The 22,375-nt window shown below is 38.1% G+C and carries 22 protein-coding genes; 16 read left to right on the top strand and 6 right to left on the bottom strand.

What is annotated here, in order from left to right; translation table 11 throughout:
* Positions 1 to 11: 11 nt before the first annotated feature.
* Positions 12 to 2,273, top strand: a complete 2,262-nt coding sequence (locus tag AB3217_RS02395; RefSeq protein WP_068805765.1) for a glycoside hydrolase family 65 protein — start codon at positions 12 to 14, stop codon at positions 2,271 to 2,273.
* A gap of 1 nt (position 2,274) precedes the next feature.
* Positions 2,275 to 2,937 (top strand): beta-phosphoglucomutase, encoded by a 663-nt coding sequence (gene pgmB, locus AB3217_RS02400; RefSeq protein ID WP_057784001.1) that lies wholly within the window; start codon positions 2,275 to 2,277, stop codon positions 2,935 to 2,937.
* Positions 2,938 to 2,982: 45 nt separating this feature from the next.
* Here the strand turns inward: pgmB and AB3217_RS02405 are convergent, their stop codons facing one another.
* Complete coding sequence (locus AB3217_RS02405; protein ID WP_057783999.1) at positions 2,983 to 3,990, bottom strand: aldose epimerase family protein; 1,008 nt, start codon at positions 3,988 to 3,990, stop codon at positions 2,983 to 2,985.
* 166 nt (positions 3,991 to 4,156) lie between these two features.
* Here AB3217_RS02405 and AB3217_RS02410 point away from each other — a divergent pair, with 166 nt between their 5' ends.
* The 3 genes from AB3217_RS02410 to AB3217_RS02420 all read left to right on the top strand — a co-directional run bounded on the left by AB3217_RS02410 (position 4,157) and on the right by AB3217_RS02420 (position 7,217).
* Positions 4,157 to 4,831: a CPBP family intramembrane glutamic endopeptidase gene (locus tag AB3217_RS02410; protein WP_057783997.1), complete on the top strand. Its 675-nt coding sequence runs from the start codon at positions 4,157 to 4,159 to the stop codon at positions 4,829 to 4,831.
* A 102-nt stretch (positions 4,832 to 4,933) separates the two neighbouring features.
* Entirely contained in the window at positions 4,934 to 6,595 is a 1,662-nt protein-coding gene (locus AB3217_RS02415) for an alpha-glucosidase (RefSeq protein WP_317763376.1), read from the top strand.
* A gap of 94 nt (positions 6,596 to 6,689) precedes the next feature.
* Positions 6,690 to 7,217, top strand: coding sequence for a hypothetical protein (locus AB3217_RS02420; protein WP_057783993.1), 528 nt, complete (start codon positions 6,690 to 6,692; stop codon positions 7,215 to 7,217).
* 355 nt (positions 7,218 to 7,572) lie between these two features.
* Here AB3217_RS02420 and AB3217_RS02425 read toward each other — a convergent pair whose 3' ends face one another.
* Together AB3217_RS02425 and AB3217_RS02430 are read right to left on the bottom strand one after the other, a co-directional pair.
* Positions 7,573 to 8,016 carry a hypothetical protein gene (locus AB3217_RS02425; RefSeq protein ID WP_367365628.1) on the bottom strand — a complete coding sequence of 148 codons (444 nt, stop codon included), beginning with the start codon at positions 8,014 to 8,016 and terminating at the stop codon, positions 7,573 to 7,575.
* A 386-nt stretch (positions 8,017 to 8,402) separates the two neighbouring features.
* Positions 8,403 to 9,383, bottom strand: coding sequence for an ROK family protein (locus AB3217_RS02430; RefSeq protein WP_068805774.1), 981 nt, complete (start codon positions 9,381 to 9,383; stop codon positions 8,403 to 8,405).
* A gap of 241 nt (positions 9,384 to 9,624) precedes the next feature.
* Here AB3217_RS02430 and AB3217_RS02435 point away from each other — a divergent pair, with 241 nt between their 5' ends.
* The 3 genes from AB3217_RS02435 to AB3217_RS02445 all read left to right on the top strand — a co-directional run bounded on the left by AB3217_RS02435 (position 9,625) and on the right by AB3217_RS02445 (position 12,724).
* Positions 9,625 to 10,500, top strand: coding sequence for a DegV family protein (locus tag AB3217_RS02435; protein ID WP_057783987.1), 876 nt, complete (start codon positions 9,625 to 9,627; stop codon positions 10,498 to 10,500).
* 182 nt (positions 10,501 to 10,682) lie between these two features.
* The gene (locus AB3217_RS02440; RefSeq protein WP_068805777.1) at positions 10,683 to 11,411 is read left to right on the top strand and encodes a gamma-glutamyl-gamma-aminobutyrate hydrolase family protein; all 729 of its coding nucleotides are present in this window, start codon (positions 10,683 to 10,685) and stop codon (positions 11,409 to 11,411) included.
* A 23-nt stretch (positions 11,412 to 11,434) separates the two neighbouring features.
* Complete coding sequence (locus AB3217_RS02445; protein WP_057783983.1) at positions 11,435 to 12,724, top strand: APC family permease; 1,290 nt, start codon at positions 11,435 to 11,437, stop codon at positions 12,722 to 12,724.
* Between the two features lie 85 nt (positions 12,725 to 12,809).
* On the opposite strand, the gene AB3217_RS02450 is transcribed toward AB3217_RS02445, so the two are convergent.
* A complete protein-coding gene (locus tag AB3217_RS02450; protein ID WP_068805780.1) occupies positions 12,810 to 13,652 on the bottom strand; it encodes an aldo/keto reductase in 843 nt (280 codons plus the stop codon).
* Positions 13,653 to 13,795: 143 nt separating this feature from the next.
* On the opposite strand from AB3217_RS02450, the gene AB3217_RS02455 reads away from it, so the two are divergent.
* Together AB3217_RS02455 and AB3217_RS02460 are read left to right on the top strand one after the other, a co-directional pair.
* Positions 13,796 to 14,662 carry an aldo/keto reductase gene (locus AB3217_RS02455; RefSeq protein ID WP_057783980.1) on the top strand — a complete coding sequence of 289 codons (867 nt, stop codon included), beginning with the start codon at positions 13,796 to 13,798 and terminating at the stop codon, positions 14,660 to 14,662.
* Positions 14,663 to 14,860: 198 nt separating this feature from the next.
* The gene (locus AB3217_RS02460) at positions 14,861 to 15,115 is read left to right on the top strand and encodes a GlsB/YeaQ/YmgE family stress response membrane protein (RefSeq protein ID WP_057783977.1); all 255 of its coding nucleotides are present in this window, start codon (positions 14,861 to 14,863) and stop codon (positions 15,113 to 15,115) included.
* Positions 15,116 to 15,335: 220 nt separating this feature from the next.
* Here AB3217_RS02460 and pnuC read toward each other — a convergent pair whose 3' ends face one another.
* Positions 15,336 to 16,103, bottom strand: coding sequence for a nicotinamide riboside transporter PnuC (gene pnuC, locus AB3217_RS02465; protein ID WP_057783976.1), 768 nt, complete (start codon positions 16,101 to 16,103; stop codon positions 15,336 to 15,338).
* A gap of 196 nt (positions 16,104 to 16,299) precedes the next feature.
* On the opposite strand from pnuC, the gene AB3217_RS02470 reads away from it, so the two are divergent.
* Together AB3217_RS02470 and AB3217_RS02475 are read left to right on the top strand one after the other, a co-directional pair.
* The gene (locus tag AB3217_RS02470) at positions 16,300 to 17,346 is read left to right on the top strand and encodes a YdcF family protein (RefSeq protein WP_084254256.1); all 1,047 of its coding nucleotides are present in this window, start codon (positions 16,300 to 16,302) and stop codon (positions 17,344 to 17,346) included.
* Positions 17,347 to 17,391: 45 nt separating this feature from the next.
* Entirely contained in the window at positions 17,392 to 18,315 is a 924-nt protein-coding gene (locus tag AB3217_RS02475) for a hypothetical protein (RefSeq protein WP_057783968.1), read from the top strand.
* 181 nt (positions 18,316 to 18,496) lie between these two features.
* On the opposite strand, the gene AB3217_RS02480 is transcribed toward AB3217_RS02475, so the two are convergent.
* Complete coding sequence (locus AB3217_RS02480; RefSeq protein ID WP_068805785.1) at positions 18,497 to 19,441, bottom strand: magnesium transporter CorA family protein; 945 nt, start codon at positions 19,439 to 19,441, stop codon at positions 18,497 to 18,499.
* 300 nt (positions 19,442 to 19,741) lie between these two features.
* Between AB3217_RS02480 and AB3217_RS02485 the strand changes: the two genes are divergently transcribed.
* From AB3217_RS02485 to AB3217_RS02500, 4 genes are all read left to right on the top strand, one after another.
* Positions 19,742 to 20,635: an SDR family oxidoreductase gene (locus tag AB3217_RS02485; RefSeq protein ID WP_068805787.1), complete on the top strand. Its 894-nt coding sequence runs from the start codon at positions 19,742 to 19,744 to the stop codon at positions 20,633 to 20,635.
* Positions 20,636 to 20,647: 12 nt separating this feature from the next.
* Complete coding sequence (amaP, locus tag AB3217_RS02490; RefSeq protein ID WP_057783962.1) at positions 20,648 to 21,214, top strand: alkaline shock response membrane anchor protein AmaP; 567 nt, start codon at positions 20,648 to 20,650, stop codon at positions 21,212 to 21,214.
* Positions 21,215 to 21,224: 10 nt separating this feature from the next.
* Entirely contained in the window at positions 21,225 to 21,419 is a 195-nt protein-coding gene (locus tag AB3217_RS02495) for a DUF2273 domain-containing protein (protein ID WP_068805789.1), read from the top strand.
* A gap of 67 nt (positions 21,420 to 21,486) precedes the next feature.
* Positions 21,487 to 22,011 (top strand): Asp23/Gls24 family envelope stress response protein, encoded by a 525-nt coding sequence (locus AB3217_RS02500; RefSeq protein WP_057784022.1) that lies wholly within the window; start codon positions 21,487 to 21,489, stop codon positions 22,009 to 22,011.
* Positions 22,012 to 22,375 lie beyond the last annotated feature (364 nt).

Consider the following 22,375-nt stretch of genomic DNA (forward strand, 5'->3'; position numbering starts at 1 on the left):
GAGATTAAATCATGCTACGAACTTTTGAAATCGATCCGTGGAAAATTGTGACTCATAAGCTAGACAAAGAAAACAAACGACTTCAGGAGTCCATGACCAGCATTGGTAATGGCTATATGGGCATGCGTGGGATGTTTGAAGAAGACTATTCTGCAGATACCCATTCTGGAATATATATTGGGGGCGTCTGGTTCCCAGATAAAACTGTTGTTGGCTGGTGGAAAAATGGCTACCCCAAGTACTTTGGCAAAGTGATTAATGCAGTTAATTTCGATAAGGTCAATGTTTGGTTAAACGAAGAAAAAATGGATTTAGCTAAAACGCCAATTAAAGATTTTGAATTATCATTAAATATGAAAAACGGCATCTTAACCCGTAAATTTACAGTGGTCGAAAAAGGTGCTGAGGTACGGTTTACTATTCGACGCTTTGTAAGCGTTGCCGAAAAAGAATTGTTTGATGTAGATTATCAAATTGAGAATTTAGGCGATCAATCGGTTTCGGTAAAAATAGTTTCCGAAATTAATGCGGATGTTTTTAATGAAGATTCTAATTACGATGAAAAATTTTGGAATGTGAAGACCAAAGATCAAACTCCGGATAGTGGTTATTTGATTGCAGAAACCAAACCCAATAATTATGGTACGCCACAATTTACGGTTGGTATGGAGATGACACACAAGTCTGAACTTAAGGCGATTGAAGAAGCTGTTGATGATCAAAAGGTGGCCAATACGTTCAGTGGATCACTTGATGCTCAGCAAACGACGAATTTCGAAAAACGTGTGATCGTGGTTACCTCCCGCGACTATGACGATGATGCGACTCTTAAAGCTGCAATGCAGAACTTAAGTCAAAAACTGGGCGCAAGTAATCATCAAAAACTGGTCGATGATCAAACGAACGGTTGGGCACAACGTTGGGAAAAAGCTGATGTTCAAGTTTCTGGTGACGATGCGGCCCAACAAGGCATCCGATTTAATCTTTTTCAACTGTTTTCAACTTTCTATGGGGAAGACAAACGGTTAAATATTGGACCAAAAGGGTTCACTGGTGAGAAATATGGGGGTGCTACCTATTGGGATACAGAAGGCTTTGCGATTCCACTGTATCTATCGTTAGCGGATAAAAAGGTTTCAGAAAATCTATTGGAGTATCGTCACAACCAATTGGCAGGCGCGTTTCATAATGCTCGTGAACAGGGGCTCAAAGGTGCTTTGTATCCAATGGTGACCTTCAATGGTATTGAAAATCACAACGAATGGGAAATTACATTTGAAGAAATTCATCGAAACGGCACGATTGCTTATGCAATTTACAATTATACCCGCTATACCGGTGATGAGACCTATCTGAAGACAAAGGGGATTGATGTATTAACTGCCATCTCTCGTTTTTGGGCAGATCGCGTGCACTGGTCTAAACGTAAGGGCGTCTACATGATCCACGGGGTCACCGGCCCAAACGAATACGAAAATAACGTAAATAATAACTGGTACACCAATATGTTGGCGCAATGGACATTAAAATATACACTCGAAAGTTTAAAAAAGGTAAGTTCAGAGAAGTTAAACGAGCTAGATGTGAGCGCAGAAGAGAAACATCACTGGCAAGAAATTATTGATAAGATGTATTTACCAGAAGATAAGCAACTTGGTATTTTCGTTCAAAACGACTGCTTCTTAGATAAGGACTTGAAACCTGTAACTTCAATTCCAAAGGATCAGTTGCCAATTAATCAACATTGGTCATGGGATAAAATTTTACGATCTCCGTACATTAAACAAGCCGATGTTTTGCAGGGAATTTGGTACTTCATTGACCGATTCCCAGAAGATGTCAAAAAACGTAATTTTGATTTTTACGAGCCACTGACGGTTCATGAATCCAGTCTCTCTGCTTCAGTGCATGCTATTTTAGCGGCAGATTTACACTATGAAGATAAGGCCGTTGAAATGTATGAGCGGACTGCACGACTAGATTTGGATAACTATAATAACGATACAGTCGATGGGCTACATATTACGTCGATGACCGGAAGTTGGTTAGCAATTGTCCAGGGATTTGCAGGAATGCGAGTCACGAATAATAAATTATCGTTCAAACCGTTTGTACCAAAGAAATGGACTTCGTATCAATTCCGCATTAATTTCCGCGGACGTTTAATTAAGGTTCAGGTTGATAAAGATGGGACGCAAATTAGTTTATTAAAAGGCGATCCACTAACTGTTGAACTAAATCAACAACCCTTAAAACTTAAAGGAGGCGACTAACGTGCAAGGTGTTTTATTTGATCTTGATGGTGTCATTACTGATACTGCAAAGTTTCATTTTAAAGCTTGGAGTAGGTTGGCTCAAGAAAAGTTAGCCGTCACGTTACCTGCTAGTTTTGAAAGTGATTTGAAAGGGATTAGTCGGATTGATTCTATGAATCGAATTTTAAAGTTCGCGGGGCTTGAAACAAAATATTCTGCTGAAGAAGTCAACACGATGGCTCAGTTCAAAAATGAGTTGTACTTAAATGAAATCAGTAAATTGACACAAAAGGATATTTTGCCTGGAATTGAGAATTTGCTGGATCAGTTGGCTGCAAATAAGATTAAACTCTCTGTGGCTTCAGCAAGTAAGAATGCACCGTTTATCTTGGAAAAACTGGGATTAAAGGATCAGTTTGATGCGATTGCGGATCCTGCCAAAGTAGCACATGGGAAACCGGCGCCTGATATCTTCCTTGAAGCTGCTAGAAAGATTGCCGTTGAACCAAGTCAATGTGTAGGTATTGAAGACGCAAAAGCCGGCGTTGAGGCTATTAAAGCTGCAGGAGCCATTGCCGTGGGTGTTGGTAGTTCTACTGATTTAAACGAAGCCGATACCGTGGTTGCCAATACTGGTGAGTTGACCTATTCAATTTTAGAACAAGCCTTTGGTAAAAAATAATTTGGTATTAAAAAATCCGTTAACTTTTAACGGATTTTTTTTTGGTTAATTAAATGTATAGGAATTTTGATAAATTAACGGATTTCCGGGTGTGATGATAATGTTTCCAAAGCCTGAATGATTAGGGGCATCTGGCAACATTTGCGGTTCAATGGCAAGACCCAGTTGAGAAGTCATATGACGTGTGCCATCAACCAAGAAATCTCCTTCAAACCCTGTAGTGGAAAATAATACAAACGAATTAGAGTTGGTGTGGATCGCTAGTTTTCTTCCGGACGATGGATCCTGCAAGATTAGTTGTGGGTCTGTGGATGTTTGTGTGTTAATTTTGAAGGGCGTATCTAGCCCGTTAGGTAGTTTTGCCAGAGCGTCACCTAAATTTGTGGGTTGGCGAAAATCAAATGGCGTTTTAGCTACCGATAATAAGTTACCTGTTGGCATATTGGAAGCATCTGTTTCAGCGATCGTATCTGCGTTGATCTGCAACTCATGATCATTAATGATTTTTTGCACATTTCCAGATAAGTTGAAGTAAATGTGAGTAGTTGGGTTAAACAAAGTTGGTTCAGACGTATTGCCAAAGTAAGTGACCGTAAATTTATTATTTTGGTCAAGGACAAACATTGCTGAAATTGAAAGCCGTCCCGGATAACCGTTTTCCCCTGCAATACTAATGTATTGTAGAACGACGCCAATTTGATTGTTCGTTTTAATTAGCTTAATTAAGTTCCAATGTGAATAGCTTATGGACGGATGATCGCCACCATGAATATGGTTCGGACCACTGTTTTGATCAAGAGCGTGACCGTTCCATTGTGCACCGCTTAAGCGTCCCGCGACCCGAGCCACAGTGGCACCGAAAAAGTCATGATGCTGGGCATAATCATGGGAATGCATAAAACCCAACGTGATATTGGCGACGTTGCCATCTTTATCGGGGGTATTAATTGCCACGACAGTTGCACCAAAATCACTAATAATGACCGAAACATTCTGGTCGTTGGTTAAAGTGAACCATGTTGATTGATTGTGAATTTGTTTAGAAATATCCATATTGAATCCTCCATTCGAGTCCTTAAGTTAAGCATACCGCAAACGTTTTCAATAAGAAAGAATGGCGACAATTATATTTGAAGTTAAGGAAACTAACTTTAAGTTGCGTTTACGAAAGGTAACGCCTAAACTAATAGCATATTGGAAACACAGCGGGGGTAATCTAATGAAAATAGACTGGCAACAACTTTTCTTTAACATACTAAAATTTATTGGAATGTTCTTTGTATATCAAATTGGAACAATTCCCTTACAGATGGCCTATTTAATGCCAACCAACCAGGCCTTTGTCTTGGTTGCGTTTGTCATGTACCTGATTACAACTGGATTTATGTTAGTCTTGTTTATTCAAATGTATAGGACGCAGTTGCGCAAGCACAATTTGGCTCATTTTGGGCGAACAAAACCGACGAAACGAATTGTTATTTTTATGATCATGATTGTGATTCTTTGGATCTTATTTTTAGCAATGCAGATTTGGATGAATCAGGCGAAATTATTGCCAACGTCACAAAATCAACAGACGGTTATTGCATTTGCAAAAGCCATTCCTTGGTGGATGGGCTTGGACGCAGTTGTCTTTGCTCCGATTATTGAAGAAATTTTATTTCGGGGATTCTTTTTTAATTGGTTTTTTAATTCAAATGACAAAAGAATGCAGCTTATTGGCGTATTTTTAAGTGGAGCCATTTTTGGAGCCGTCCATGATGTGAGTTCTTTGTTGGGTTGGCTAGTCTATGCCCTCATGGGGTGGTTGCTGGCACTCACTTATGCGTATACAAAAGATATTCGCTACAATATTGGACTGCATGTTTTCAATAATCTGATTTCGCTAATTTAGCGATTAAACTAGATATGATAATCGGGATAATTGAAACCGATTCCGTGACAAGGCATAATGAAGATATAAGATATTTTAGATTTTTGGATGGGAGTTTTGTTTATGGAAAAACATTGGTGGCAAGAAGCAGTTGTCTATCAGGTTTATCCGCGGAGTTTTCAAGACACGAATAATGATGGTATCGGGGATTTAAATGGTGTCATTGAACATTTAGATTACATTAAAAAACTTGGTGCAGATGTCATTTGGTTAAATCCAATTTATAAATCACCTAACGATGATAATGGTTATGACATTGCGGACTATAAAAAAATTATGTCAGAGTTTGGTAACATGGCGGACTTTGATCGTCTGTTAGAACAAGCTCACAAGAAAAAATTGAAGATAATGATGGATTTAGTTGTTAATCATACTTCGGATGAGCATCATTGGTTTGCGGAAAGTCGTAAAGATCGCTTGAATGATTATCGCGATTATTATATTTGGCGTGATCCCAAAAACGATCAGGAACCAAATAACTGGCAAAGTGCATTTGGTGGTTCAGCTTGGCAGTTTGATGAAAAAACAGGTCAATATTATTTACATCTGTTTTCAAAAAAACAACCAGATCTTAACTGGGATAATGTTAATGTACGGCATTCTGTGTTTGATATTATGCGTTTTTGGTTAGATAAAGGCGTGGATGGATTCCGAATGGATGTCATTAATTTGATTTCTAAACCTGAGGGTCTACCTGATGTTAAAGTTGATGGTCAAGCCAATTTGGCTGCCAATGGACCGCACGTTCACGATTATTTGAAAGAAATGAATCAAGAGGTTTTGTCACACTACGACGTGATGACTGTGGGTGAAACGCCAAATGCCTCTACACGAGATGCAATTCGATATACAGGGTTCGATAGCCATGAGCTAGAAATGGTTTTTCAGTTTGAACATATGGGCCTTGATGGCAATGAGAATCCGTTGATCGGCAAATGGAGTACTAATCGGGTAAAGTTGACCGACCTAAAGCAAGTGATGTCTAAGTGGCAAACAGATCTAAATGGTAAGGCATGGAATGCTTTGTACTGGAATAATCATGATCAGCCACGAGCAGTTTCACGTTTTGGCAATGATCAAGAGAAATTTCGCGTTGCCTCGGCTAAGATGCTTGGAGCAACTTTGCATTTTATGCAGGGCACACCCTATATTTATCAAGGCGAAGAGTTAGGAATGACCAATGCTAATTTCAAATTGTTAGAACAGTATAAGGATATTGAGAGTTTAAATGCCTATCACGAACTGGTCGATCAAAAAAAGTTGGTGACTTCCCACCAGATGTTACAATATTTGAAACACTCGTCACGAGATAATGCACGTACACCAATGCAATGGAATACTTCGAAGAATGCTGGGTTCAGTAAAGCAACCCCATGGCTTGCGGTTAATCCTAATTATGATGAAATTAATGCCAAACAAGCAGTTGACGATGAGAATTCAGTTTTTAATTTCTATCGGCGAATGAATCAACTGCGTAAACAGTATGATGTAATTGTTTATGGGGATTATCAGTTGTTAGATCCAGATGATGACCAAGTTTGGGCATATACCCGTCATTTAGACACACAAGATCTATTAGTTATTAGTAATTTCACAGAAAGAACCGTACAGCGGTGGTATGATTTGAGCCAGCAAAGTAATAAATTGAAGCTTTTGGGGAATTATGCTGACGATCAAAACGAGACCTTACGCCCTTATGAGTGCAAAGTGTACTTGATTCAGTAAGTGATTAAAACTTGTAACATGCATTTATGATGAATAGTTGTATAATGGATTTTATGAACAAAAATCGCTGAATAATCAGTGTGGGAGGTTTAGTATGCTTTACCAATATCCAACATTAGCCAAAATCAATGAAACAGGAAACGCAATTCGGGTTAACGAAAATAGTGTCATTCAAAGTTTGCCAAATATGTCAGGGGTCGATTATTTTGTCAAAAGTAAGGATCAACATGACTATTATGTTTTTATTGATCGCGGTGAGCAGGGTGGAGCAGTTATTCATACCGATAATTACAGCGATTTAGGCTTTTTCTTAATCGAAACACCATTGTCTGATTTTGATCTAGACATTAATCCAGAAACAAGTTTAGTGGAAATGTACGATGGAGCTGGTGTTGTCACGGATTTTACGGATGCGGTTGAAAAAGATGAAATCAAAAAAATGCTTGATGAATACCAAAATGCTTCGGATGAAGAATTAGAAGCAAGTGATGTCTATAAAGAGCTAGATAAATATGTGAGTCGTTATCTGGAACTTGACGAAACGACGGAAAAACATGTCAATTTGGCTATAATTCGAATTGCAATCTTGAGTATTAGTCAACAAAGTGCAACGGAGCAGTAAAGTAAAGAGAGTAGAAAAAAGGACGGTTAGATTCTGAGCATAGCCTAGACTAACGAATGATCCATACTTTGGATCGTTCATTAGGCGTAGCTAAGCGAAAAAATCTAACTGCCTTTTTTACATTTTAGAAATAATATTCGGCCTCTTCTTATTTATTACCACCAAATAAAAATTAATAAATTTTCAATTAAAATCTGTTTTAAGGTTTTTCGTATTTTATGGCCGTCAGGGGTGAAATTGTTAAGAACATAGCTAGCCTTATGGTCGTTATTCTTGAAATAAAAAACAATTTTTTCTGAGGGCGTATCGGTGGTTTGCCAGTAAAACGGTAATGCACCAATAGAAGGCAGTACGTCTAAAAAAGTAAATTTATGTGGAAATCTTTTTTTAAGAAATTTTGAATTGCATGGGCGTTATAGTTGGTTGCCCGCTGGAAGCCAAATTTGCCTTCTTGAATGTGGAAAATGTGTTCCCACTGATTTTGAACATCTACAGGGAGGGCAGCAAGCGTATCGGTCCATGATCCGGTTTTCGGATCTTGTTTAAGGATAAGATTCTCGTGGGGATTTAATTCATAGGCATAGCCGATTTGTAAAAGACGGCTATTTTTCTGAACCTGCCGGAATAAGTTTCGAATTCCGACTTCCCGAATGATTTTTTCTATGACTTCATAAATGGTGGCTAGTTCCCAGACTGTTAAACACCAATATACAATTGAACCAGGGGTGAAAGAAAAAGGAATTAAAAGCATGGGGATAATCTGATACAGCCAAACGTGGAACAACGGCATAATCGACATATGGATACTTAACGCAAAGAGACCGAACGATAAAACGCCGGCAAAATAGGTTATTAAACCAAGCTAAGTGATTATTCGAGGAATCAATGCGTAGTTTACAAATAGGGCATGTTTGAAAATCTTAAAATTTTTAAAGTTAGTTTGAAAGCTTTGCAGCAGTTCTGGTACTGTATTGGGATTCTTCATGCAGGTGTTCCTCCGTAAAATGGATAGGTTAAGGTTGATAACATTTTCTAGTACATCACTAAACATATTTTGTACACAAGTTTACCATACATATGTTAAAACCAATAGTTTGATTAAAAAAGTGATTAAGACGAAATTATGAGCTTTTGAAGCTAAGCCATTTCATACTTAATCACTTTTTAGTTTATTGAAGACCCGTATTAATTGGATTGGGAAGGATCGTCCTGTGGTTTACTTTCAAAATCAGGGATGAGATGCTCATCGTCTAAATGGAGAAGAAGATTGTAAAGTGCACCATACAAACTTGCATCGTTCTTAAAATAGGCCGAATAGATTTCTGGAACAGACAAAGTTTTGCGCAGTAACGTATTGTCATCTCTAAGTAATTGTAATTGATGTTTTATTTCCGGCACGAGGATACTTTCTGCACTGATACCACCGCCAATGACATATCTGCTTAAATCAAGGACAGCTTGAGTATTGATAATCATATAGGCAATTCTGCGGCAGTACTGGTCGAAAATTTTTCGTGCGGCGGGTTCGCCATTTTCAATTGCTTTGAAAACACGCATCCCATCGTTATGATCAGTAAAGTCCAATACAGTTGCAATATTATTAATCATTCTTACTGCTGAACCTGCATTAAACATTAAATTATCAGCATCATCTGCTGCACCGTTAATTTGCGAGAGCATAAAACTTAGGTCACCACCCTGAGCATTAGATCCATACCAAAGGTGACCATTTAGAATGATGCCACCGTCCACAGTGGTTCCCAAGATAATTGCGGCACCATTTTTGATTTCTTTTAAATTACCTAGCCAGAGTTCTGCTAGGGCGGCTGCTTTACCACTGTTTTCCATGGTCACCGGCAAGTCATACCGGCGATTAATAATTTTACTTAAACTAAGGCCGTGTAACATTGGGAGGGCGCCGCCGTGATAAATAATTTGTTCTTTTTGATCAATACGGCCAGGTACACTAAAAGCGACCCCCCTGATATGTGGAAGGACTTCGTTAATTACGCCATATAATTTTTTTAAAAAACTATCCACACTATCGCGCGGTGTACTAAACTGGGACTTAACTTTTAAATTACCACTATGATCAATTAGCGCATATTTCGTATATGTTGCGCCAATATCGATAGTTAGGTAATCTTTTCCCGGATTGTAATTCATTACGTTTTTCCCTTCCTTAACTCAATAAAGCTATTATAGCGCAATTGACAGCGATATCACAATTCGAGTTTTGAGAGTGTGATTTTCTAATAGATGAACCCAATAATTTGTTACAGAAGTGACCAATTTTTTTATAATGTAAATTTTGTCAGGGAAAATACTTCCTAATTCCATGGATTTGATTTGCTATTCTCACGTAAGTCTTTATACTAAAAGGTATCCAAACAACGAGGAGAAATGTATGAAAACAGCAATTGTAACGGATAGTTCTGCCTACCTTTCTGACCAACAAGTTCGTGAAAATGACATCATTGTGGTACCAATCACGGTTATTTTTGGGCAAGAAACTTTTTTGGAGAATATTGATATTGATGATCAGTTGTTCCATGAAAAGCTCCAGACTTCCGGTTTGATGCCCTCCACAACTCAAATCACGTTAGGACAAATGCAAGAAGTTTTCGATAAATTGATTGCCGAAAATTACGATGAGGTGATTTGTATCCATCTATCTAGTGGCATTACAAGTTTCATCGAAAACCTAACGGAATATGCAAAAGGTATTACAGAAATTAATGTCCTCCCGTTTGATTCGCGTATGACTAGTCAAGGTGAAGCTAACATGGTCTTGTTGGCTGCCAAATTACGTCGAGAGGGGAAAACTGGTACGGAAATTATTCCTTATTTGAAACACCTTCGTGAGACAACTAAGGTTGATTTTATGGTGGATAATTTAAGCTTTTTGATGCGTTCAGGACGGATCACCAACCGCTCGGCCATTATGGGAAACTTGTTAAGAATTAAGCCAATTTTAGATATGGATGAAAAGGGACGTATTGTGATTCAAAGTAAGGAACGCACACGGAAACGTGCACTTCAAAAAGTTTTGGATAATCTACATTCTGATTTGGACCGTGGTGAAGATGAGTATCGTGTTTCCATTATTTACGGAGTAGACCATGATTTAAGTGCCAAATGGGAAGAGACCATTCAACAAGAGTTTCCAGCAGCTAAGTTTGAGAGTAATCAATTGGGGCCCGTAATTATGTCCCACACCGGTGAAGAAATCGTTGGTGTCATCTGGGGTAAAGATTGGGAAAAAATTAAGATTGACGAATAAAGTAGAACTTTGGCTCCTATTTCTACACATTTTAAAATAGTTTATTGAAGTTAAGGCGGCCTTTCAAGTCAACTAATTAGTTGAATTGGAAGGCTACTTTTTTGATTTAAACTTGAGAAACTTCTAGAAAAATGGTATATTGTTAAAATTAAATTAAAAAATGAGAAAGAAGTGTTAGTTACATGAAACCAGTTATTGCAATTACTGCAGATGTGAGGGTGGCTGATTCAGAAGTTATTAACGAACGCCGGGCTGACTTTGCTCCTCGTGGTGCAGTAGACGCAGTTTTAGCAGCGGGTGGCCTCCCGATCGTTTTACCTTATACTGCTCCTGAGTTATCGGAAGAACTTGTGAACACGTTTGATGGTTTGTTAATTCCGGGTGGTCCAGATGTGGATCCTACCTTCTTTGGTGAAGAGCCGATTCCTGAAATTGGTCGAACTTATTATAAGCGTGATGCATTTGAAATTGCACTTGTCAAAGCAACAATGGCTGCCAAAAAGCCGATTTTTGGAATCTGTCGAGGAATTCAAGTGATTAATATTGCCATGGGCGGCACAGTTTTCCAAGATTTAGGTGTGCAAGATCCAAGTTGTCGAATCCGACATGCGCAGGCGGCTCCCGGTGAATTTCCAACGCACCATGTGGTCATTGAACCTCATAGTTATGTGCGATCAATTCTCAAAACAGATCGCAGTTATGTAAATTCACGGCATCATCAGGCTGTGCGGAAAGTTGCAGTCGGATTAACCGTTTCTGCACAAAGTGATGATCAAGTGATTGAAGCTGTTGAGTCTACACAAAATAGTGAAATAGTAGCAGTTCAATGGCATCCCGAAAATATGTGGCAAGAATTTCCAGACCAACTAGAGTTTTTTAAAGATTTGGTTAAACGTAGCCAACACAATTAAAGCGCGCGAAAGTGAGGATACCTATGCATATTGAAACAGAAAAACAAAAGATGGGTTTTTGGAGTATTGTCCTGTTAGGGATTAATGGGATTATTGGTTCAGGAATTTTTCTACTTCCAAATCAAGCGATGAAACTGATGGGAACCGCAAGTATCGGTGTTTTTATTTTTGATGCTTTACTTGTGACAAGTATTACCGTTTGTTTTGCAGAATGTGCTTCCTTGTTTGAAGTAAATGGGGGTCCATACATATACGCTAAAGCAGCCTTTGGTGAATTTGTAGGTTATGAGGTCGGTTTTGTGACTTGGGCAATTCGCATGATTGCTGAGGCGACAATGGCGGTTGCGTTTGCGACTGCGTTAGGCGGGATTGTACCAGGTTGGAATACCCCCCTGATTAAAAATATTATTGTGACCGTAGTGATTGTGAGTTTGGCACTGATGAATATTTCTGGTGTCACCCTTTCAAAAATCGTGAATAACATTGTGACAATTGCGAAATTATTACCCTTGCTGTTGTTTGTTTTGATTGGATTCTTTGCAATTAATGGTAACAATTTTACACCGTTGTTTCCTGGGGGAACTTATCATAGTGGTGCATTTGCTGCAGCAGCAGTTTTACTGTTTTACGCCTTTACTGGATTTGAAGGCTTAGTGGTAGCTGCCGGTGATATGCGAAAACCAGAGAAGAATTTGCCACGTGCTATTTTACTGGTCATTGTGATTGTAACCGTGTTTTATATTTTGTTACAAGTTGTGTCGATTGGAATTTTAGGACAACACCTAAGCGCGTCAACGGCACCAATTCAAGAAGCATTTGGTAAAATTGCTGGTAATTTTGGAACTAGTCTGGTGGCTGCCGGGACAATCATCTCAATTGGTGGTATCTGTGTGGCATCTTCATTTATTACACCTCGTTCAGGAGTAGCAATGGCAGAAAACGGTATTATGCCGGCAATTGTTGGTCGGCGTAATAAAAAGAATGCCCCATACGTGGCCATTCTTGTGTCGGCAACAATATCACTACTGATTGCTTGGTCTGGAACGTTCGAAACTTTAGCTCAAATTAGCGTGGTTTCGCGTTTTGCTCAGTATATTCCAACTTGTTTGGCGGTTATTGTGTTTCGTTATACGCGGGCACAGGAACTACGAACGTTCAAAATTCCTGGAGGTTGGTTAATTCCAATCATCGCAATTTTGGTCAGTGTGTGGTTGCTGATTCAGGTTGATGTGTCACAATTGTTATTTGGTTTTGGGGCCCTGGTGATTGCTGTACCATTCTATTGGATTATGAAAAAACAGGCAAAAGCATAAATAAAAGAGAATGAAAAATAAGGCGCATTAGATTCTGACGTAACTCAGTACACAGAATCTAATGTGTCTTATTTTCCATTTATATTTAAAATTCTTCATAAACTGCTGGATCTTGGTTCTTAACACGGCCGTCTGGACGGTCCAAATTCGTGATGGCTTCCATTTCTTCTGGCGTTAACTCAAAATCAAAGATGTGTAAGTTTTCTCTTTGACGGACGGTTGAACTTGATTTTGGAATGGGCATAACACCTATCTGAGTTTCCCAGCGTAAGATTATTTGACCAACGGATTTCTTATGGGCATCAGCAATTTTTTTGATTGTGGAATCTTGCAGTACAGAACTTGCTCGACCAAGAGGGCTCCAAGCTTCAGTTGCGATATGATGATCTGCATCGTATTCACGTTGAGGTGCCTGTGAGAAATAGGGATGCAATTCGACCTGATTGACGGCCGGTGTTACGCCGGTTTCATCAATCAAACGATCAATATGTTCTGGTAAAAAATTAGAAACGCCGATTGAACGAACTAACCCCCATTTTTGGGCATCAATTAAAGCTTTCCATGCTTCCACATAATGATCTTCTTTTGGATTTGGCCAGTGAATTAGGTAAAGGTCGAAATATTTTAACCCGGTTTGGTAAAGTGATTCTTGAATGTTAGTTAAAGCTTCGTCGTATTGGTGATGACGTCCTGGTAATTTTGATGTAATCATGATCTGAGAGCGCGGAATATCACTTTGTCGAATGGCCTCACCAAGTGCGCCATGGTTCTCGTAATTATAAGCTGAGTCCAAAGCACGATAGCCATTATCAAGTGCACTGCGAATAGCACTTACACCAGTTGCCCCATTTAATTTATAAGTTCCAAAGCCTACTTGTGGAAAAACGGCCCCATCATTAAGCTTGATTTGTGGAATTTGATGACTCATTATTGACATCTCCTAGAATTTAAAATAGTTGACATTAGACTTGAACGGTTAAACAATGAAAACGTTCTATAGTTTTAGGATAAGCTAAATTTAGCTTTCATGCAAAAATAGCCTATCAATTTAAAGAAAGATTAGGTGAAATAATGACTGAAGTAAATGCAAACAAGGTGGGAACACTGACACTTGGAGAAAAAACGTTTAGTCGCTTAGGATATGGTGCAATGCAACTACCCGGCAAGGGTGTTTGGGGGCCCTCAGAGAACCCTAAAAATGCTGTAATGGTTTTACAACGAGCAGTTGAACTAGGCGTGAATTTTATTGACACGGCAGATGCTTATGGACCGTTCACCTCTAACTTACTGATTCGGGATGCCTTTGCACCTTACAAGGGCGAATATAAAAATGTTTTTATTTCAACAAAAGTGGGTTTTACACGCCAAGGGCCTGATAAATGGATTCCAGTTGGTCGCCCTGAATATTTGCGACAAGAAGTTGAAATGAATTTACGCACATTGGGTGTAGATAGTATTGATCTGTTGTTTTTGCATCGAATCGACCCCAAAGTTTCAGTTGCGGATCAAATTGGTGAACTTGCCAAAATGCAGCAAGAAGGAAAAATTAAGCATATTGGTCTAAGTCAAGTTTCAATCAATCAGATTCAAGAAGCCAGCAAGTATGCCAAAATCGAAGCAGTACAAAATCTTTATAATGTTACTAATCGAAAAGACGAGAATGTTCTAGATTACTGTGAAACCCATCAAATTATTTTTGTTCCTTGGTTTCCTTTGGCAACTGGAGCTCTTGCTAAACCAGGATCAGTTTTAGATGGGTTAGCCAAAAAGTATCAGGCAAGTCCTTCACAAATTGCCTTGGCTTGGTTATTAAAACGATCACCGGTGATATTGCCAATTCCAGGGACTTCCAATTTAGATCATTTGGAACAGAATGTGGCTGCAACAAATGTTAAATTAACAGATGAAGACGTTAAGGGAATTAATGACTTGAAATAAGATATTGATAAGTCGGTATCATAAGAAAATTATAATTACTACAATAAGCATTAAAGTTGTAAGAACCTTTAGAAATTTGCTATACTAACTGTGTAAACAAATCTTGTTTTTCTAAGAGGCGTTTATAGAGACAACTAAGTGATCACTAGTTGATTTTATGAGTAATACTCTAGACAAAACCAAAAGGAGTGAAGGACAATGTTTGGATGGCTATGGGCTTTAATTATTGGTGGAATTATCGGTGCGCTTGCAGGTGCGATTACAAGTAGAGATTTACCAGCAGGATGGATTGGTAATATTGTAGGAGGACTAGTGGGTGCTTGGTTAGGACAATCCCTTTTGGGAACATGGGGACCTCAGTTAGCAGGAATGGCATTAATTCCCTCGATAATTGGTGCAATTGTGGTTGTGCTAATCGTATCAGCAATTTTTGGAATGAGAAAAACAAAATAAAGAGTGAACGAATTGAAACGGTTAAACAGCTGCATTTAAGATCGATGGAAGCGGGATCGCGATCTCGCAGGAATCGGGGTTAAATGCGGCCGTTTGTTTCAATAAGTTGTCCTAATAAAGAGTGAACGAATTGAAACGGTTAAACAATCTTTTTTTGAGTAAGAAAACAAGCGTATTTCCAGCTTTTTGCTGAAAAATACGCTTGTTTTTGTATGTGGACTTAGGCGTGTGTCACGTCACCAACGGTTTCTTCTTTTTCGGAATAATTATTTTCTTCCTTAATAAGACGTGCACGTTCTTTTTTGTTGTACCATGGAGATGTTGTAAATGCTAAAACATCGTTAATAAGGTAGATTGAACTGTTTACAAACATGGCTAATGTAGCTGAGCCCTGACGGAATGAAATGAACCAAAGGACCATTTGTGCAATTCCTGAAGCAACCCACCAGAAGTATTGGTTGTTGAAACGGAGGAAGCAGATAACACCAGCTGTTAAACTAATTGAAAAACTGATGGCGTCAACCCATGGACGAGGATCATTAGTGAATGTACCGATTAGGTAACCAGAGACAAAGTAAACAACCACTGTTGAAGCTAATGCCACAAACCAAGTTTTACCAGTGAACTTACGAATCTTAGAAACCATGTTAACGTTCCAGTTTGCACTCATCAGAACTGGTAAATCAAGTGTAACAACGTAAGCCAACTGTTCTGCCATACTTAAATAATTTTTTGCTGCAAAACCTGTGATTATAAAACATAATGCAGATAATAATCCTAACCAACCATTAACTGATTTTGCGGCATTGATTGCTAAAATACATAAAACACCTAATGTGGTTCCAATAAATGTAGTAATTGTTAAAGCTGTAATTGGTGAATTCACCAAAGTCATGATTTGACAACCAAGACTGAAAAAGAATAAATAGTAGTTTTGTTGAGGCCAACCCTTTAATTGATGTGCCAAAAAGTGTAAATAATTAGACATTTGCTTATCTTCCTCTCTTGTTTCTATGTATACGGCCGTACACAATATGTTCCGATTTCAAAACCAAACAACACTATATATTGTATCTCGAAATTAAAAAAATGAAAGACTTGATTTTATCTTTTTTTTGCGGTATAGGAAAAGCTACAATTAAATAACGACATTAAAGTTTAAAAAATCTCGAAAGCATTCTAAAATGAAAATAGGAGAGGAAGTGACAAAGATGGACTTTAGTTATTGGGGCAGCATTTGTTTAGCAGTTTTTATCACGTTGTGGCTTACTGATCGGCGTCGATTTTTAAATGGTTATTTTTTGATTGCCGGGCTGATATGTTTTGTGATTGCAGTTTGGCAGTGGCTTGAAGTGACTCAGGCACCTTGGATGCAAGCTATGATGTTGATTACGAGCTTAGTCCTGACTGGAATTATTCCCATTGCTTTAGCCTTTTTTGCACTTGCCTGTGTGCTCTATAGTAGAAGACTTATTCGTTATTCGGGTTCACAACTTGGTTACGTCATGTTAGAAACTATTGGTTTTGTGATTTGGGGCATGCTTATTGTAACCCTACTAAATTCGCTATTTTTTCGTAGTCATCTTATATGGATGATACTTGGTATTTTATTTTTATGGATCGGCTATCTCATGGTTGGTTTTCTTTCATATGCGTTGTCTTCTTTGCTGGACGAATTGCCTATTCTGTATTCTGTGGATTTTATTGTGATTTTGGGAGCGGGTCTACTGGCAGATGGCAGTGTTTCGAGGATTCTCCAGCGACGCCTGGATAAAGGAATTGCAATATACAAACAGCAGCGAAAACGAGGGGCTCACCCGCAATTTGTGGTTTCGGGTGGACAGGGTTCCGATGAAATCATGCCAGAGAGTCGTGCTATGGGCAACTACTTGATAGAAAACGGTATTGCTAAATCTCAAATTATTCAAGAAAATGCTTCAACCTCTACTTATGAGAATTTATATAATTCAGAAATATTAATGACAAAGGAAAAGGTTTTTCATCGAGCCATTTTTGTTACAAACAGTTTTCACGTGTTTCGAGCTGGTGTTATTGCGAAACGATTGCATACAACAATGTCTGGAATTAGTGCGTCGACATCCATCCATTATCTTCCGTTTGCAGCTTTTAGAGAATATTTGGCTTTATTTATGATGTTTAAATGGACAAATGCTATGATTTTGGCTACCCTGACAATTAGCTATTTAATCTACTGGTTATTCGTTTATTAATTAACTTGTGGAACATGGTATAATGTCGTCAAGGAGGAGAAAATCATGACCTTACAATTAAATATTAAGAAGAGCTTAGTTGGGGTAGCTGCTGTTGTTATGCTGTTTTCTTTGGTTGCATGCAGTAATGGTGGACAAAGTGATGCAGCAAGTAGCTCGTCGTCTTCTGCCACTTCAACGCAGACCAACCAAAAAAAGGCCTCAGCTTTATTAAAAAAAGCCCAAAAGCAAATTGAAAATGGACAAACAAGTAATGCACTAGCAACGTTAAAAAAAGCGCAAAGCTTAAACAATAATGATAGTAAAGTAAGTGAATTACTTGCAAATGTTCAAAACTATTTAGCCGCCAAAGAGGCACTGAATAGTGGTGATACTGATTCTGCAAATTCTAGTTTGGCAAAAATGACGTCAGAAAAGACAAACGGGGATGCACTGACTTCACAAGCTAAAGATTTGAGCACCAAATCCGCTCAACTAAAAGAAGCAAATAGGTGGTATCAAAATGCATATGATGCTGTTTCAAATGGGTACTACGAAACAGCTAAAGCGGATTTGGCTAAATTAAATGCGTTGCCTTCATCAGTTAGAGGGATTAAAAACCTTCAAGAGCAAGGAAAAGCTTTAACGAATCAAATAAGTGTTGCAAGTAGTAGCTCGACTACATCTCAAAGTTCCAGCATGAATTCAAATAGCAATTCAAGCAGTTCAGGCGCGTCTCAAACTACTGGGAGTTTGACGGATGACCAGGTTGATAGTGTCATTACTTCATTCACGGGAACAGTGGGGATTACTAATCAGCGCGGACTTTCTTTTGGTGTGACGCAGATTGGTACGAACTACTACCAAGTTGAAGTACGTCAGAACAATTCTTCCAATACAGTAGGCAGTTTGACCGGTATTTACCGTTATAATACGCAAACAGGTAGTTATTCTAAACTGAATACAATTACAGGTAATTATGAAAAATAATTAATATTGAAAATGTTTGATCTTTAAAAACAGGCCAGAGAAATTTTTTCTCTGGCCTGTTTTATTTGCAAACTTAAATAGCTAAAACACATTAAAATTGGCAAATCTTTTGGATCTTTTTTTGATCACATGAGTAATTTGTGCTTTGAACATACAGCGTATTAGATTGTTTGTGCATTTTCTATTTTGAATAATCTTTTTTCTTTAAATGAATTGCTGTAATTATTGTAAGAAGGGTTGCTAAACTCATAACAATGAGAAAACCAAACGACGAACTTTTACCAGGAATTCCACCTGTATTCATTCCCCAAATTCCAGAAATTAAAGCAGGAATCGAAATGACTAATCCCGCCGAATCTAGAAATTTCATTAAATGATTGAGATTATTATCCATCATGTCAGTAAACAGTCCACCAATAGTTTCCAGTAAGTCTCGATAAACGCGAACTAGTTTATTTGCATGGCGTTGACTGAGCTTGATGTCATAAATCAATGCTTCATCATTAATATTTGAAATGAACGCCTTTTCTTCCCATAACGAATCTAAGGTTTCGGCCTGATCCTGTAATGTGTGATCTAGATAGACAATCTTTCTTTCCGTGTCAGCTAAACGGAATAATTCTGAATTTTCTGTAGTTTTTCTTGCGGCCTGATCTAAATCATCAATTGTCTTTTTTATTTCCTGTAGTTCCTTAATAAAATGGGTATACGTGGTGAAAATGGCAAATGAAATTAGCAAATCTAAGTTTGTGATTTCCTGTCCCCTTTGTTCAACGAGATGTTCAATAAACTCTGAATTCTCACAGACATAAGTGATAAGTAACGAATCTGATATTACAAATGAGATAGGCTCTAATTGGAATTCAATATTTTCTTTAGTATTGGCAGAGAGATTAATAAAGACAAGAGAATAGCTATTATTCAAGTTTGTATCTTTAAGTTTTTCAAATCGAGAGACTTCTTCGGCTTGATTGGATCCGATAAAAATGTCATTTGGAAGATCAAATTGATCGATAGTTTTTTGAGTTTCTTCTTTGGTGGCATTTTTTAAAACTATCCAATTGATTTGTTTTGGATGGTTGGCTTTAGTGATACCTTTTTTTGAAATGTTGAAATTTAAAATCACTTCTATATCTCTCCTTTCAAGTTCAGTTTTACATGATGAATTCAAACATTTAATTGCGTTTATTTCTATTATGTCAGAAATCAGATGACGAGTTAAAAGGATATGCTTATTTTAATCATTAGAAATAGTTAAGCATCTTGCTTGAAAAACTAATCTGGTTTCGATATCCTAAAAGTATCAAAAGGAAATCTTATTTTAACAATAAGATGAGGGTGATCACTTTAAAATGGGGTTTCTAATATTGATAATGGGTTTACTAATTAGACCCAATATGACAGTTAAGAAGGGGGAAAGTAAGCTATGAAGGAACCAGATCTGAAAGATCCACGTTACTTGTATCATACTGACGGCTTTGAAAAGCAAGATCAAGAAACGCCGGCACTTCAGGCCAAGATGCAACCAGTACCTGACTGCGGCGAGACAAGTTATCGTGGCAATCACAAACTGGAGAATCGCCGTGTATTAATTACTGGTGGTGATTCGGGAATTGGTCGGGCAACAGCCATTGCGTTTGCTCGAGAAGGCGCAGATATTGCACTTCAATTTTTTCCAGGTGAAGAAAAGGATGCAAATGCTGTTGCAGAGTACGTAAAGGAGGCTGGTCGCCGTATTTTATTACTGCCAGCCGATTTACGTGAAGAAAGTACAGCAGCAAAACTTGTTCAAGATACTGTAGATGAATTTGGTGGGTTAGATACGCTAGTTTTGAATGCAGGTCAGCAAGTTTCTTGTTCAAATTTAGAGGATCTGTCTATGAAACAAGTAAACGACACTTTCCAAGTTAATATTCTTTCAATGTTTGCCTTGGCGCAAGCTGCGTTACCTCATTTACCGGCAGGAAGTAGTATCGTTACAACCACCTCTATTCAAGCTTTTAATCCTAGTAAACATTTAATGGATTATGCAGCAACGAAGGCAGCAATTGCAAACTTTACTATTAATTTAGCTAAACAAGCTGCCATTAAGGGAATACGTGTAAATGGTGTTGCTCCTGGTCCGATTTGGACACCTATTCAGCTAGATAAGGGTCAGCCAAAAGAGGCCTTGCCAAAATTTGGTCAGGATAGTTTGTTAAAGCGAGCAGGACAACCAGCCGAATTAGCTCCCGTGTATGTTTTCTTAGCTTCTAATGATGCAAGTTATGTCACAGCCCAAATTTATGGGGTAACGGGTGGAGAGGCGATCAATTTATAGGAGGGCAACTATATGAATAAATTTTTTAAAACAGTCCTCATTGTTTGTGCCTTACTCTTTATGGTATTGTGCTTGTTTGTCACATCCTTAACTTGGCCGGGGGAACAGCATTCACAATTTTTAGTGAATATGAGAGATTTCTTTTTAACAAATTACTATGCTTATACCACAATGTTTTGGATTTCTGTAGTTGTCTTAGCTGCTTTTTTGATTGTTATCCTGATCATTCTTTTTTATCCCAAAGCAACGACAACTTTTACTTTAAAGGAAAATCGAGGCAAGTTGAGTGTGCACAGCCGGGCCATTGAAGGAATGGTACGTTCAATGCTCAATAAAGAGGACTTTATTGGATCACCTAAAGTGAAGGTTCAAACGTTAAATCGACGAATTACAGTAATTGTTAAAGGTGAAATTAAGAGAACTTCTGCTCTAGTTGATCATACTGAAGAATGGTCAAACAGAGTCCAGGATCGAATAAAAAATCTTGTGGGTGCTCATCATTCAGTTAAGGTTAATGTCAGACTAGAACGCTACCAATCAAGGGGAGCGGCTACTTCAAAAAACGTTCGCGTAGAGTAGGAGGTCGCAAATGAAAGCAATATTTGATGAATATAAACTCCCTATTATTGGGGGAGTGGTCGGACTGATTATTGCAGTTTTATTAGTTACGATTGGCTTTTTTCAAACCCTTTTGCTCATCATTATGGTGGGCATAGGTACAGCAATTGGGCTGTATTTAGATAAAAGCCATCTGTTAGATGAATATTTGAATAACAAAGAATAAATAGGAGGAAACTAACATGAAAGAAAAAGAATTAATTCAACCAAACGGTATGACAGGAAGGGATCAAATGAATAAGAGATCTAATGCACAAACAAAACCGGATATTAATGGCGAACTTACTTACGATGATAAAGTTGTTCAAAAAATCGTTGGAATTGCTTTAGAGGAGATTGACGGTTTGTTGACTGTTGATGGTGGATTTTTCTCTAATATTAAAGATAAATTGGTCAATAGTGATGATGTGCGTTCAGGGATCAATGCTGAAGTTGGCAAAAAACAAGTTGCGATTGATATGGACATCGTTGCCGAATATGGTAAAGATATTGAAGATATTTTTGAACAGATGAAAGAAGTTATTACACGTGAAGTTAAAGATATGACTCATCTAGATGTCATTGAAGTTAATGTAAACGTGGTAGATGTTAAAACTCGTGAAGAGTATGAAGCGGATAGTGAGACTGTACAAGATAAGGTGAAAAACACTGCCGAAAAGACAGGTAACTTTGCTTCTAAGAAAACGGATCAAGCCAAGAATGCCATGGATAAAGGGCGTCGTAAAGCAGATGAAGCAAGAGAACCACGGGTTGAATAATTAAATAATAGGGTACTAAAGGTTGAAACTACAAAAACTTATCTTGTTGCTTGATACGAAAACGTTCATGGCAGCAAAATTAGATAAAATGCCGTCTTCCAGCAAATTTGGGCTGGAACGTAGTGCGAGTTCTTGCGGCCGAGCTTGCCACAAGAATCGACATCGACAGGAGCAAGAAAGATTTTCGGAACGAAAATCATCATTACTAGGCGGAATAGTGGGCACGACTTGGAGCCGCAGGACGGCAATTAAACTACTGCTTTTGAACCAAGTCGTTTAATACTAGTTATTGAAGTAATTTTGATCCTTTTAACCTTTAGATAGGGTATTTAAAGATGTTGCTTTATGATTGGAACTCAATCAT

Origin of the sequence: Pediococcus parvulus, assembly GCF_964063155.1 — a bacterium.
GTDB lineage: Bacteria > Bacillota > Bacilli > Lactobacillales > Lactobacillaceae > Pediococcus > Pediococcus parvulus.